Here is a 14,955-nt window from a genome sequence, read left to right as displayed (position 1 = left end):
ATTTTAGCGCAATTAGAATGAATTTTCGCTAAAATGATGATCAAAATACTTAGGTCGCCGGTTTATAGTCCTTCTTATCGATCACCATTTTAGCGATGATTTCTCTCAAAATCTCAGAAGTGCCTCCGCCGATAGGGCCCAACCTGCTATCTCTTAGCAATCGCGCCATCGGATAGTCCTCCATATACCCATATCCACCTAGAAACTGAAGACAGCCATATATCACCTCATCAGCCATTTTGGTAGAATGCAATTTGGACATGGTCGCTTCTTTAACCACATATTCTCCTTTGTTTAAACGATAAGCTACAGAATAATTAAATTCCTTGCATATTTCCATATCGGTATAAAAATCCGCTACTTTATGGCGTAAGGCCTGAAATTTATCTATGGTTCTACCAAAAGCGGTACGCTCAGACATATACTTAACGGCATATTCAAGTGCAAATTCTGCCCTTGCATGAGAATTGATACCCATAATCAATCTTTCTAAAGCGAAGTGCTGCATGATATATGGAAAGCCTTTGCCTTCTTCTCCCATAAGTTGATCTGCAGGAATGACGACATTATCAAAAGCGATTTCTCCAGTGTCTGACGCCCTCCATCCTAATTTATCAAGTTTGGTGGCTGAGATTCCAGGCGTATCTCTGTCCATTACAAAAATACTCATTCCGTTATGGCCAGCTTCAGGATCAGTTTTGGCAGCAACCACTAAATAATCACTATAGATGCCATTCGTAATAAACGTTTTTGAACCATTAATCACATAGGTATCGCCTTTTTTTTCAGCAGTGGTGCGCATGCCTGCAACGTCACTTCCACCAAACGGCTCCGTAATGCACAAACAGCCAATTTTATCACCAGTAATACTTGGCGCTAAATATTTTTCCTTTATTTCATGACTGCCTTCCTTATTGAGATGTGTCATGGCAAGATACGCATGTGCCCACATGGCAGCAGCAAAGCCACCGGAATTTACTTTTTGTAACTCTTCAAGAAAAATAACGGTATAGAATAAATCGAGATCCATTCCGCCATAAGCTTCAGGATAATTAATTCCGAAAAAACCCATGTCGCCAAACTTTTTCCATATAAAGCGTTCAATGGTTCCTGTCTTTTCCCATTTATCAACATGGGGAACGACTTCCTTCTTTAAAAAATCCTGTAAACTTTGTCTAAAAAGTTGATGTTCTTCTGTGAAGTACATGCTGTTCATATATTTTTATTTTTCATTTAATTCAGGGTCAAATATAACCTAATTATCTCGAATTTTTGGATTGGAAACTTTTTAACTTTCAACAGTTCATCAAATGATTTAAACCCATCTCTCAGAGTTCTCTGCTCAATAATATAGTGTGCAATTTCATAATCAATATGCTGAATAGTGACCAGTTCGTCCTTTGTAGCACTATTGAGATTTATCTTCTCGACCTGCCTCGGTGTTTTTACTGCAAAATCATTTGTGATACGTTCTATTACTTCTGGCGTCAACCCGTAAATATCCTGAAGTTGGACTTCTGAAATAAAACCACCTTTAAACCTATTTCTATATTTGATAATATTATCAGACAGCTTTTCGCCGATACCATTGACCTTCTGCAACTCTTGAGTTGAGGCGCTGTTTAAATCGATTTTTTGGTCATAGGTCTTTAAACCAAATACTGTCTGAGATTGAATCTTAGAATTATTTACCCGACTGACCTTAGGCTTTGGATCAGTAACCCAGTTTGGAAATTGAAATAATGGTGAAATAACATCAAGCAAAGAATCTGAAACCTTGGTCACCTCTTGAAATTGTTTGATTGAATTGACCCATTGATCTTTCCCTCTAAATTCCAGTAAGCGGTCAATTTCTTCCGTGGTCATGCCAAGCGTATAACCTTTAAAATCCGTGATATAATTTGGATTGAATGGATAGACTTTCGGTTTGTTCTTATCTATCTCTATTCTTTTTAATGAATCGACTTGTTGTCGAAACCTTTCCAAAGCTATTTTGTCAGGTCTTACGCTTTCCGAAGAAAAATCTACAAAGGCATAGACACATTGAAAAACAATGATGAGTATAGCCAACAAAAAAATCCCATTCCGTTGACTGTTAGAAAACTTGAAATGGGATTTATATGCCATATTGTTTTTTATTTATTAGGCTCCTGCTTTTTATAAAGCAAATTCGCCTTTAATTTTTGAATATAGGAATCCAGATCGATTTTGACTTCTTTTGACATAATGTACAATCCGATAATATTAGGAAAAGACATAGCGAGAATCATCATATCAGAGAAATCGAGAACAGCACCTAAACTAACTGAAGCACCGATGACCACAAAAACCAAGAATAACATTTTATAGATGAATTCGATTCTTTTACTCTTTCCGAATAAGTAAGTCCAAGCTCTCATACCGTAATAAGACCAAGAAATCATTGTTGAAAATGCAAATAAGAAAACAGCCAAAGCCAATACATAAGGGAACCAAGAAATTTGACTTCCAAATGCATCCGAGGTCAATTGTGCTCCTGCCATACCTTCTACTTCATGCATTCCCGTAAATATCAATACCAATGCCGTTAATGTACATACCACGACCGTGTCAATAAATGGCTCCAATAAAGCTACGAAACCTTCTGATGGCGGATGGTTAGTTTTTGCTGTACTGTGGGCTATTGCTGCCGAACCAACACCGGCCTCATTTGAGAATGCCGCACGCTGGAAGCCAATCACTAAAACACCTATAACACCACCTTTTAAAGCTGATGCATTAAAAGCACCATCGTAAATAGCAGCGAATGCAGGACCTACGTTTTGGATGTTCATAATGATTACTGCCAATGCTGCAACAATATAAATAGAAGCCATAATTGGCACTACCTTTCCTGTTACTTTAGCAATACTACTGATACCACCTATAATAACTACGCCCACCAAAATAGCCGTAACAATTCCAAACCAAAATCCGTGACCTGCCAACATTGGAAATTGACCAGCTAACTGTTCAAAAGATTGATTGGCCTGAAACATATTCCCTCCTCCAAAAGAGGCACCAACAGCTAAAACTGCAAACAAACCAGCCAAAACTTTACCAAGACCTTTCATTTGTCTTTTCTCAAGTCCATAGCGCAAATAATTCATCGGACCACCAAACACGCGACCATCTGGTAAGATGTCCCTATACTTCACTCCTAAGGTACATTCTACAAATTTCGTGGACATCCCCAAAAGCCCACAGACAATCATCCAAAATGTTGCTCCCGCACCACCTAAAGAAATTGCCACTGCGACTCCTGCGATATTCCCCAAACCAACGGTACCAGAAACTGCTGTAGCCAAGGCCTGAAAATGGGTTACTTGACCAGGTGCGTCTGGGTCATCATATTTTCCTCTCGCTAAATCAATGGCGTGTCTAAAGCCTCTAAAATTTATAAAGCCCATTCTCAAAGTAAAAAATAAAGCTCCCAAAACCAGCCATATAACAATGAATGGAATCGGTTTTGTCAATGGATCGCCATTTGGATGTGTTAAGACCAAGGGTTTATCATATACAATTTGACCGAAAAAATGGGCACCTTGCTCAATGACATGTTTTTGATTTTCAGAATTATAAATAGTTTCTCCCGCAGCCGTAAGGTGTTTTAGTTCTCCCCTGGCAGAAGCGGTTATGGTCATCTCCTTTCCCTCTTGGTCCGTTATAATTGCGATTGGAACATCTTTAGACACTCGAGCGCCTTCAGGCTGTAGCCATTCCTTAAGAACATATTTGTTTTCTACCTCATTTGTCCAACCTGGAATACCTATTTGTTTCGCATCGGCATAAACAACGGGGTCATAAATACCTATTGTGGCAAATGGATCCCAAAATAAAACGGCCCCTAAAGTAGCTACTGCAGGGGTCATTGTACCATTAAATACTTCTGTAATTGCCTGGGTCTTTACCGTATATACAACCGTTTTTGTATCTCCTACCGCATCCGTTATGACCACAGTGTAAGGAATTCCTTCAGTCAAACCGACAGCTTCATTGGAATTTAAAGGTGTGCTTTGATTACTCCATCGGTAAGTGTAAGGCGGGACACCGCCAGAGGCACTGACTTTGATAACCCCATCATTAATATTATCTGAAGGATTAAATGCTTCGCCTTTAACATCAAAATCTTGGGCGAAAAATAAAATTGGTAATAATGTACTAAATAGGGTAAGAAGACACTTCTTCATAGGTGGATTTTAGTTAGTTATTAATAATCGGTTAAAAAACATCACAAGATGCTAAAAAAAAATGATTTTATAAAGATTTGGTTGTTAAAATGAAAAACAGAACAATCTATCTTAATATTGAGAAGGAGTTTTGAGTTTAGCCGTTTTATAAATAGCCTATTATCGAAATCAAGAACCTCAGGATCCGTCCGATCGCCACGGATGGGCAAGCCTACAAGGTATGAATCAGAAATCATATTTTCGATCGAGGTGAGTCTCTGGGAATTAACACCCACTGATGGGAATAAAAAACGTTTTAAGTTGTACATCAAACACTAAATAATATCAAATCATTTCGACTTTTTGATGATTATGCCTTAACCAATAATCCATATTATAGATCAAAAACAGAAGAACGCTTTGTGTAAATTAAATCTTTAATTCGCATCCAGAATGCAATGAACAGATACAAAGCAAATCCAAAGCCAAGTGTTACAAAAGTGAGGTACATGAACGAGGTCCTTACAACCTTGGCTCGAATACCCAATCGGTCGGCAATGCGCTGACAAACGTAGTAACCACGTTTTTGAAAATAAAGTAAGGATCTATAAAAAATGTTCATATTGCAAATTACTATTTTTTTCTATTAAACCCAGTTCTTATCTGACCAAAAGTGAATTGCCAATGGCACAGCTCATACAGCGATTCTTATCACAATATTCTGTTTTAAGCTGAATCAAAGCCTGAGACGTCAAAGCAGAATCTGAAACAGGTTTAAGATGATTAAAAGCTTTGATGATTGCATTTTGTTCAGAAGCAATTTCTTGCGCCATCACAAGACAAGATTCCGAGGCGTTTTTTCCTTGATATTGTAAATAACAAAACCTTAGCGGAAGGACGGTATTAATCAACAATAAATCAATGAAACTTTTGGTTAATAATTTCTTTGAACCCCGCGATGTTTTTTCAAAAGTGAAATGGGTCTGCCAAAAGTCAGAAGTGCCAACTTGAAACAATGCGTATAAATCATGGATGGTATCTGCGGCCATTAATTTTGTAAACAAATTAGCATGCTCGTGGTAAAGCATTGCCAATTGCGATAATCTTATGGTTGGGAAATTTGGTGGACGCAGTCTAAAAAACTGAAGTGGAACGACTTCATCGTTTGACAGATTGAACTTCTGTCTTATAAATTGGTATTCATTAGATAGGTTCTGAAAATATCCATTTTCAACTTCTGTATCCAATAATCCCGATTGACCAAAAAACAATGCTTCCAATTGAATAGGTTGCGATTGCATTTTTCTGACCACTGAAAAATCAAAAGAATTCGCCATGCTAAAAAACGCATCACCGTTTACCTTTAACCCGAAGTTTTTAGCCAAAAGCTTAAACAACACGCCTTCCCAATCATTTTTTGATGCATTTAATAGAACTTCAATAGTTTTCGATTTTCGCTCAAGTCGTTCAATATACAAGCGTTCCAACCAATTGGAAATCAAAAAATCATCAACTTCAGCAAAATCGGATTCGCAATTGATCCATTTATGTGGTGACATTAACAACTTTTGATAATTCTTAAACACATTGGCGTGTATTAAACTCTTTAATTCCAAAGTGGGAATTATGGAATTATCTTTTCTGAAGATATTCGTGTCATGTTCATATACTACATGTAAGATGACATTATCATACGCGCAATCAATTTCATGATTATGCACATACCAATCACTCGATTTTATGTGGATTTCAACGTTTCCCGCCCATAATTGTCCATCTATTTCAAGCTGGGCATTGAAAAAATCTGGACCGCTATTTAAATTATGCTGCCCATTGTTATGCAGAGCAATAGCTTCACCTGCCGTTGTTTTTAATTTGGAGGTATCAAACTTTTTAAATTGCCACACGTAATGTAAAAAAGCCTCTTGCATATCCCTAAAAATAAGACATTTACGAATAACTTTTACATAGACATACGGAAATTTTTATACCGTAAAAATTTGAAATATCATAGAGAAATCATTGCTCAATATTTTCAGCATTGAAGCCAACAAGTTCACCTTCAGAAATGGACACGGTTACCTGAATGGGATTGCAACATACCTCACAGTCTTCCACGTAACTTTGATGTGGAACAGAATAATCTATAAGCATTGAAATATCTTCCCAACAATGCGGACATTGAAAAAAATGTTCTTCCATGGTAGTTTTTAACTTAAGTGCTCAAGTTCTTCATGCACGGACTCCCATTCAGTCATCAACTTTGAAAGTTTTTTCTTTTTTGTTTCGTAGTGATCAAAAAACTTAGGATCAGCAACTGTTTTATCGTAGTCACTGGCAAGGGCGACATCCATAGTTTTGATATCTTTTTCGTGTTGGCTTATCTTGGCCTCTACATTGCTCAACCTATTATTCAAGGATTTTAATTTCTTTTGATCTTCATAGGTCTGTTTATTGGTCTCTTTAGGTTCAACTTTAACGACATCGCGTTTTTCAACCTCTCTTAAATTTTCAACATTCCGCTGATCTAAATAAAAATCAATATCACCTAAATACTCCTTGATTTTCTGATCCTTAAATTCGTACACACTTTTAGTCAAGCCTTGGAGAAAATCCCTATCATGGGATACTAAAATCAAAGTGCCTTCAAATCTCTTCAAGGCCTCCTTCAATACATTCTTAGACTTAATGTCCAAGTGGTTGGTAGGTTCATCCATCACCAACACATTAAAAGGTTGCAATAATAATTTTGCCAGAGCTAAACGATTACGCTCACCTCCTGAAAGGACGCGCACGTATTTTTCAGCCTCCTCACCTCTAAAAAGAAAAGACCCTAAAATATCACGTACTTTACTTCTATTCTTCTCATTGGCGGCATCAATCATGGTATCCAATACTGTTTTGCTCCCATCTAAATATTCTGCCTGATTTTGGGCAAAATAGCCAATTTGCACATTATGGCCGAGTTTCAAATGGCCCTCATGCTTCAATTCTCCAACAATAATCTTGGCTAAGGTGGACTTTCCTTGACCGTTCTGCCCGACAAAAGCTATTTTGCTCCCACGTTCAACATTCAGGTCTATGTTTTTAAGCACTTGTAAGTCGCCGTATTTTTTTGATATTTGATGCGCTTCAACCACCACCTTACCCGGAACTACCGAAACTGGGAAGTTAAGAGTCATCACGCTATTGTCATCCTCATCCACTTCAATTCGGTCCATACGATCCAATTTCTTGATGAGCGATTGGGCCATAGTTGCTTTAGAAGCCTTAGCCCGAAACTTTTCGATCAACTTTTCCGTCTGCTCAATCTGTTTTTGTTGATTTTTTTGTGATGCCAATTGTTGTGTCTTCAGCTCATTCCGAAGCACTAAGTATTGAGAATATGGCTTTTTATAATCGTAAATTCGTCCAAGGGAAATTTCAATGGTACGATTGGTCACATTATCCAAGAACATTTTATCATGCGATACAATGACTACGGCTCCAACATAATTCTTTAAAAAACTTTCCAGCCAAATGATCGATTCAATATCCAAATGGTTGGTAGGCTCATCTAAAAGGAGGATGTCATTGTTTTGAAGTAATAATTTGGCCAGTTCAATCCGCATACGCCATCCACCGGAGAAGGTATCGGTAAGTTTATTAAAATCCTCACGTTTAAAACCCAAACCTTGAAGAATCTTTTCAGTTTCTCCTTGATAATTATAGCCTCCACTGATTTCGTATTGGTGTTGGATATCGCTGACATCGACCATCAACTGATGATAAATTTCACTTTCATAATCGGTACGCTCCACCAGTTGATGGTTGATATCATCAATCTTGGCCTCCAACTCCTTAATTTCCTTGAAAGCCTCATAAGCTTCTTCAAGTACGGTCCTGCCCAAAACAAAATCAATGTCCTGTTTCAAGAATCCAATACTCAGATTCTTGTCGGCAGCAATTTGGCCAGAATCCGGTTCCATTTCCTTAGAAAGAATTTTGAGCATGGTCGATTTACCCGCTCCATTTTTGCCGATGAGACCGATTCTGTCGCCAGCACCGAGCATAAATGTGAGGTCTTCAAAAAGGTATTCGCCCTGGAAAGAAATAGAAAGATTGTGTACGTTGAGCATTATTTGTAAGGATTGTTACAAAACATTGGTTTTAAAAACCTTAATTTTGTTTTTTATTTGAAAATGCAAAAGTAATCAATTACCATGATAAAAAAAGGAAGTAAGTTGTATAGTATTTTAACTGGCAAATGTCCAAAATGCCATGAAGAATCTATGTACGTTAATCCAAACCCTTTCGCTTTGATGGACATTTTAAAAATTCGTGAAAGATGCAGTAACTGCAACACGAGATATCGTATGGAACCGTCATTTTTCTTTGGGGCCATGTACGTTAGTTATGGTGTTGGAGTAGCTTTTTCAGTTGCGGCATTCGTCATCAGCTTTCTTATTTTAGGATTGAGCTTGACCACTTCGTTTGTTACAATCATAGTAACACTTATCGTTTTTATGCCATTTATCATGCGCGTCTCACGAAATATATGGATTAATCTTTTTATGAATTACGATGAGAGTTTGACTAAAAAAGCTAAGAAATAGTTCCATATTTGCTTTTCATCAGCAATCTCAATCCTCTTCTGAAAACAATTAAGATTGAAAGCGTTTGATGTCTATTTCATCATCCAAAGGCCATCCTTTTTCTAAATGTAGAAATAATTGTTTCGCCACATAAGGTCCAATCATCACGCCACGCGTTCCCAATCCATTTAAAATGGCCATGTTTTTGTACTCTGAATGTGTACCAATAAGAGGTCTTCTGTCCTTAACCGTAGGCCGAATACCCGCCACTTGATTGACCACTTCATATTCACAACTGATGAGACTTTTTAATTTATCAAGCAATTCATTTTTTGCTTCTTCGGTGATGTTGTGGGTCTTGTCTTCCCAATTATAGGTCGCACCCACAGAATAACAATCGTCAAGTTCAGGAACCACAAAGATTGAAGATTTCAAAATAAATTTCATTTTTAAGTCGGGTGCTTTGATGGTCAACACTTCACCTTTCGCTACATTCAATGGAAGATCTCCAAAAAACGGATTTTTAACCATCCCAAATCCCTCAGCAAAAACAATAAATTTAGCCTTTACATTTTTATAAGAAATATGGTTTTCTTGCATGGACACCGACGAATAATCAAAGGTTTCATGACTATAGCTGCTGATTGTTTTTAAAAATAATTTGTAATGCTTCAATAAGGTCGAGGTGTCAATACGACCGGTGTTATGGACTTCGCCAAAACCATAAAGTGCATCTATGGCAGCGTTTTCATTTTTTATAACTTTTGGAGAGAGATAATTTTTCAGTGCAGGTTTATCAGAAGCATTAAACCAATCATTCTGTTCTTCAACGGATGCAAACCTTCTATAAACTGGTAGCTCATAGTCTAATTTTACACCTAAAAGATTTTCTAAATCCTCATAAAAATGCCCCGCCATTTCTAATTGCTCCTTGGCCTTCCAAACACCCGTAAAACGCTTTAGAATAACCGGGTTGTACAAACCTGCTGCAACTATTGAAGATTGTTGGGATTGATCATCAAACACCATAAATGATTTGTCATGAGCCCGCAGTTCCTCACAAAAGGAGATTCCGGCAAGTCCACAACCTACAATGATATAATCGACTTCTTTCATAGTGGTAAAAATAGGGATGTTTTAGGATAAAAGATAATATTACGAAGTGTACACCCTTTATGCTGTTCCAATGTTGTCAGACTTGAAGTTTTTGCCGACCATGTTTTTAAATTGGTATAATACCAATCAAATATTCAAATGTCGCATAAAAATCTAATTGGTAATAAATCCCGCTAAAAAGCGGATTATACCGACAGCTATCGGGACACAACCATCAAAACTGAATGCGCTGCGCTTAAAGGTTTCATCAAGCTTAAGATCCCGCTAAAAAGCGGGATTAGTTCAACCATCAAAACTTAATGCGCTGCGCTTTTAAGTTTTGGGTTTCACTAAAAAAAACGCCCACTTAAAAAAGTGAGCGCTATATTTATACTATTGGACATTTATTAATAGGCCCACATATCTTGTTCAAAATCTCTAATCTTATCCTTGATACGATCAGACTCCAAGAGCTGCATTAGTGCGTTGTCAGCAACGTACGTATTAACTTCTCTATCTCCATAAACGTTTTCTTCTTTATACATATAACCATTAAAACGTCTTGAATTCAACAAATGGTCAAACGAAAAAGGCATCGCGCTATTTTTGTTATTGAAGGCTTTAGCTTCATGCAAAATATTTCTTGCTTCTGGATAAAACACCCAAAACAGTGCAATAGGTTCTTTGTTTGCCTCATCATCAGAGTCAATAAAGTTAACATCAGGTGCCGCAGGTGCAATTCCTAAAAGTCTGTATTTCAATTCTCCTTGACGCTTATCAAAATACCACAATCCTTTAATTAGGTAAGCAGTGATATCATAAGATTGAATATCTCTATTAATGATATATTCTGGAGATACAAATCCTTCTGAATTGTACTGTTGGTATCCAATATCCAAAGTGTCTGTTTTTGACATAATGGATTGAATGTCTCTTGGCTGACGTTTTGTGGTAAAATATGAATCGTCATAAACGTTCTCAATTTTTCCTTCTCTTACGTTTTTCCATAATACGTCAAACAAAGAGCGTCTATTGGTACCAATATTATTGGTATCTATAGGATAATATAGTGGAAAGTTGACACGCTCATCAAGAACAACTTTTTCCCAAGTCATTTTTGAAAACATGATATCCCTATCATCAACATAACCGTATTCAAGCGGTCTGTCATTATCCAATGCCTTTTGAGCTTCAGATTTTACACCAATTTCGTCGGGCGTCTTTGCGTTGAGCAAATTGGTTTGACCAACTGAACTCATAGCCAACCCCATACTTAAAACGGTTAATAAACAATATTTTAATTTCATCTTTTTAATTATTATTTGGGACATTAATATCTTGATGTATTCAACGTGATAACTGTTCCTAAATTATATTTAGTTTGATATTTCTATAAATACTGGTGACGCAGGAAGCAATTTGATACTGCTATTTCCTTTAATCTCTGATTTAATTTCAAAGATCTGTACACCATCACCTCTAGAAGCTTTACGCAATGCACTTCGTGCTTGGTCATTCATTCTGTTTCCATTAACGGTAACCGTTGGTTGACCTGGTACTTTAATTTTGAATGACGTTACATTGATGTCTAAATCAAAATCAAAATCGAATAGTTTAGCGTTAACAGTCGCGATTTCCACATTGGATTTCGGCAAACTTACATTATCCGCTTGACCAGCAATAGTACCTGAAGGTTTTGGAATGTCTTTGATTCTAAAAGTAGATCTATCACTCACTTTAGTTCCATCAGGAAGTGTTCCTGTAACATTAATGGTCACATCTTTTCCTGAACTTGGTCTCATTACATATTTGCCAGCACCTGAAAGTTTGTTTAAACCTGGGGCTGATGCAGAAACATTGTTATCTGATACACCAGCAAATGAAATGGTCATTGGGTTATCTACACCTCTATATACCACATTCATCTTATCTGCTGAAATAGTCGCAGAATTTGGTTTAGGAACTACAGCGTATTTACTTGTGATAGGAATCTCAACGATCTCATTACCTTCCTTAAACTGCATTGTCCCAGTAATATCACGCTCACCTACAGCACCTGCAGGGAAATCAAGCATGACTTTTCCTTGTTCGATATTATCTAATTCTCTACCATTAATAACAATCTTCTCAAAATTAAGAGTATTGTCAAAACGACCTAAAACAACTTTTCCTTTGAAGTTTTCTCCACTAAAGAATGCAGTTTTATCAGGAATTACAATCGCTGAATAGTTCCTCATCGACAATTGTTTTACTTGCTCGCCTGCCAACATATTGGATAACACTTCAGACTCTATTGTTTTCACATCGGCCTGCATTTGTGTTAGCTTAGTTAAAGAGGCTACCATTGGGAATCCTTCAAAATGATAAGTTAACCATCCTTTTTTGATACCTTCATTGGTCGTTTCGTCATTGGTTGAGAATTTCTTAGTGATATCATTCTGGATATCCTTATTGCCCTCACCCAATATCTGAATGACACCTTCTCTATAGGTTTTGATGTTATCTATAAACTCCTGACCAGCTTTCGTCATTTTGTCTCCGTTGAACCATTGCTCATCAAGAAAATCGGTTCTATCCATTTCCTCGTAATTTTTTGGATCTTTAACGGATTTTAATAACCCACCTTTAACGGATTCTATATAAGAATAGAAATCTGTTGAAAGTTTATCAATGGCATCTGCCTTTGCTTTTATTGGTTGATATTTAGCTGGTTGCTCTTCAGCCTTTGCCGCTAAACCTTCCATAAATGCAGCGTTGCGAACCGCAGCCGATGCATTAGAATCAGTGATTCTTTCGTTCATTAACCCAAATGCTGAAAGCACTTCTTTGGACATATTAAGTGCCATCATTGCGATAAACACCAAATACATAAGGTTAATCATTTTTTGTCTTGGGGATAATTTTCCTCCTGCCATTTCTAAATAGTTTTTAGTTGTTGATTTGGTTAAACTCTACTAATTACTAATTAGTTCTGTTCATTGCAGATAACATTCCACCATAAACACCATTTAATGATGATAGGTTAGATGCTAAGGATTGCATTTGATCTTTTAGCTTAGTGGCATTTTCAACAGCTTCCTCGTTGATTGCTGCTTGACGACTTGCAGAATCCATCTGAACTTTATAAAGACTGTTCAATGATTCCATTTGTGCTGCAGCCAATGACATTTCTTCACCGTACTTTCTTGTAGCAGCCATAGAATCTACAGTTGGACTGATTCCTTTTGCAGCACCTTCAAAATTTTTGATACTGTTTCCTAAACTTGCCATTAACTCGCCATCAATTTTTGCATCTTTAAGTAATTCATCTAATTTTTTAGATAAAAGACCTTCAGCATCTTTTGGTTGCTCTTTCTTTAAGTTTAGTGTTTGACTTTGACCTCCTGCCAATTCAGGGTATACCAACGACCAGTCTAAATCGTCATCGATAGGTTCGAAAGCTGAAACTGCGAATACAATGGACTCTGTTATCAGACCGAAGATCAACATTTCATTACCATAAGGCCAGTGCATGATCTTAAAAAGTGCGCCAAGGATTACAATTGCAGCTCCTAAGCCGTAAGTCATGACCATAATTCTTTTTCGTGTTCTTGATGATTGTGCCATAATGTTTGTTTTTAGTTAAGTTAAAATAAGTAGATTAATATTTAGTTTTGGTTGTTAAATTTTTAATTTTTATTGGTTGCGGCATTTGCAGTAATATCTGTACCCATATAATCCTGTACAGTTCTGAAACCGATATAGCTACGTGCCGAGTCAGCATACTCATAATCCCTAGAACTTACCTGTAAGAAATACGCGACGTCTTTCCAAGAGCCACCTCTTACAACTTTACGTTGGTTGTTTGGGTCATTGACGTTAGGGTTAATGGTAGACATATATTCATAAGATGCAGGATCATAAGATCCTTGTACCCATTCTGAAACGTTACCAGCCATATTATATAAGTTATAATCATTTGGCTCATAAGATTTTGCCTCAACAGTATACAATGCCATATCTGCAGCATAATCACCACGTAAGGGTTTAAAGTTTGCTAAGAAACAGCCTCTATCGTTCATAGCATAAGGACCACCCCAAGGGTATGTTGCTCCTTGCAGACCACCTCTAGCGGCATATTCCCACTCCGCCTCTGACGGCAATCTAAAGGAATTCACGTTAGGTTTACCTTTACTTTTTTGATGTGCATTTTTATACAATGTTCTCCAATTACAGAAAGCATTCGCCTGTTTCCAAGACACACCAACAACAGGGTAGGCACCGTAAGCCTCGTGCCAGAAATAATCGTTATGCATTGGTTCATTATATGAGTAAGCGAAATCTCTGATCCACGTTGTGGTATCTGGATAAATTTCAATTTCTTCAGTGATCAGAACATCTTTACGCTTCAAGTTTCTGTTCTTGGCAGCCTTTTGGATATCCATATAGGTGTATTGGAACTTAAATTTCTTAACATCCCAAGTACGTTGTCCATTGTAGGATTCCTCAATAGGTAAATACATAGTGTCCATAACCTCAGCATAGTACTCGTCTGGATACTTGTTGGTGTCAAAAATCAACTTAACATTTTTGTTCAGCGGTCGACCTTCATAACCTGTAGGACCTAAGCCACTATAGTTATCGTACATGTACTTTTCATACACAGTCATGTTATCTGGATCAGCATCTTTAAATGCAAATTCTCCAGTACCTCCATCTCCTGGAGTCAGACCAAAATCATCTGCGATAATCGCTAGTTTTGTTCTAATTGTAGAATCTCTTACCCAATTGACAAACTGACGATACTCACTATTCGTGATTTCAGTTTCGTCCATGTAAAAGGCTCTTACTGTGGCAGTCTTGGTTGGGGCATCTTGAATTCCAGCCAAATCATCATCAGATTTACCCATAATGAAAGACCCACCAGGGACAAGTGTCATTCCATAAGGTTTTTCTGGATGCCATTTCTTTCCTTTAACTCCTACCAGTTCTCCTCTGTCTCCAGAATTACAACTAGCCAATAGAGCTAAAACAGCGGTTAATAAAGCGAACTTCTTCATATTCATATAAACTCGAGGTTAAATTATTTAGTCTTTAATGTTCAGTTTGATATTTTTGAG

The 14,955-nt window shown here is 37.2% G+C and carries 13 protein-coding genes; 1 reads left to right on the top strand and 12 read right to left on the bottom strand.

Annotated features, from left to right (window positions below; all coding sequences use genetic code 11):
- Positions 1-49 precede the first annotated feature (49 nt).
- From J4051_RS15035 to J4051_RS15005, 7 genes are all read right to left on the bottom strand, one after another.
- Complete coding sequence (locus J4051_RS15035; RefSeq protein WP_208234700.1) at positions 50-1,216, bottom strand: acyl-CoA dehydrogenase family protein; 1,167 nt, start codon at positions 1,214-1,216, stop codon at positions 50-52.
- A 17-nt stretch (positions 1,217-1,233) separates the two neighbouring features.
- Complete coding sequence (locus J4051_RS15030; protein WP_208234699.1) at positions 1,234-2,127, bottom strand: ComEA family DNA-binding protein; 894 nt, start codon at positions 2,125-2,127, stop codon at positions 1,234-1,236.
- Between the two features lie 8 nt (positions 2,128-2,135).
- Complete coding sequence (locus J4051_RS15025) at positions 2,136-4,208, bottom strand: amino acid carrier protein (RefSeq protein ID WP_208234698.1); 2,073 nt, start codon at positions 4,206-4,208, stop codon at positions 2,136-2,138.
- A gap of 373 nt (positions 4,209-4,581) precedes the next feature.
- Positions 4,582-4,809: a PspC domain-containing protein gene (locus J4051_RS15020; protein WP_129016647.1), complete on the bottom strand. Its 228-nt coding sequence runs from the start codon at positions 4,807-4,809 to the stop codon at positions 4,582-4,584.
- 37 nt (positions 4,810-4,846) lie between these two features.
- Entirely contained in the window at positions 4,847-6,118 is a 1,272-nt protein-coding gene (locus J4051_RS15015) for a DUF2851 family protein (protein WP_208234697.1), read from the bottom strand.
- A gap of 88 nt (positions 6,119-6,206) precedes the next feature.
- Complete coding sequence (locus J4051_RS15010; RefSeq protein WP_208234696.1) at positions 6,207-6,389, bottom strand: CPXCG motif-containing cysteine-rich protein; 183 nt, start codon at positions 6,387-6,389, stop codon at positions 6,207-6,209.
- A gap of 8 nt (positions 6,390-6,397) precedes the next feature.
- Positions 6,398-8,305: an ABC-F family ATP-binding cassette domain-containing protein gene (locus tag J4051_RS15005; protein ID WP_208234695.1), complete on the bottom strand. Its 1,908-nt coding sequence runs from the start codon at positions 8,303-8,305 to the stop codon at positions 6,398-6,400.
- Positions 8,306-8,389: 84 nt separating this feature from the next.
- Here J4051_RS15005 and J4051_RS15000 point away from each other — a divergent pair, with 84 nt between their 5' ends.
- The gene (locus J4051_RS15000) at positions 8,390-8,782 is read left to right on the top strand and encodes a DUF983 domain-containing protein (protein ID WP_208234694.1); all 393 of its coding nucleotides are present in this window, start codon (positions 8,390-8,392) and stop codon (positions 8,780-8,782) included.
- 48 nt (positions 8,783-8,830) lie between these two features.
- On the opposite strand, the gene J4051_RS14995 is transcribed toward J4051_RS15000, so the two are convergent.
- The 5 genes from J4051_RS14995 to porK form a co-directional block, all read right to left on the bottom strand.
- Positions 8,831-9,877 (bottom strand): NAD(P)/FAD-dependent oxidoreductase, encoded by a 1,047-nt coding sequence (locus tag J4051_RS14995; RefSeq protein WP_208234693.1) that lies wholly within the window; start codon positions 9,875-9,877, stop codon positions 8,831-8,833.
- A 386-nt stretch (positions 9,878-10,263) separates the two neighbouring features.
- On the bottom strand, positions 10,264-11,163 hold the full coding sequence (gene porN, locus J4051_RS14990) for a type IX secretion system ring subunit PorN/GldN (protein ID WP_208234692.1): 900 nt from the start codon (positions 11,161-11,163) through the stop codon (positions 10,264-10,266).
- A gap of 69 nt (positions 11,164-11,232) precedes the next feature.
- Positions 11,233-12,771, bottom strand: a complete 1,539-nt coding sequence (porM, locus tag J4051_RS14985) for a type IX secretion system motor protein PorM/GldM (RefSeq protein WP_208234691.1) — start codon at positions 12,769-12,771, stop codon at positions 11,233-11,235.
- A 46-nt stretch (positions 12,772-12,817) separates the two neighbouring features.
- Positions 12,818-13,462 carry a type IX secretion system motor protein PorL/GldL gene (gene porL, locus J4051_RS14980; protein ID WP_208234690.1) on the bottom strand — a complete coding sequence of 215 codons (645 nt, stop codon included), beginning with the start codon at positions 13,460-13,462 and terminating at the stop codon, positions 12,818-12,820.
- Between the two features lie 62 nt (positions 13,463-13,524).
- Positions 13,525-14,895 (bottom strand): T9SS ring complex lipoprotein PorK/GldK, encoded by a 1,371-nt coding sequence (gene porK, locus J4051_RS14975; RefSeq protein ID WP_208234705.1) that lies wholly within the window; start codon positions 14,893-14,895, stop codon positions 13,525-13,527.
- Between the last annotated feature and the right edge of the window lie 60 nt (positions 14,896-14,955).

Source organism: Gelidibacter pelagius (assembly GCF_017581925.1).
GTDB classification, from domain to species: Bacteria; Bacteroidota; Bacteroidia; order Flavobacteriales; family Flavobacteriaceae; genus Gelidibacter; species Gelidibacter pelagius.
This window is presented reverse-complemented; position numbering and strand designations above follow the sequence as displayed.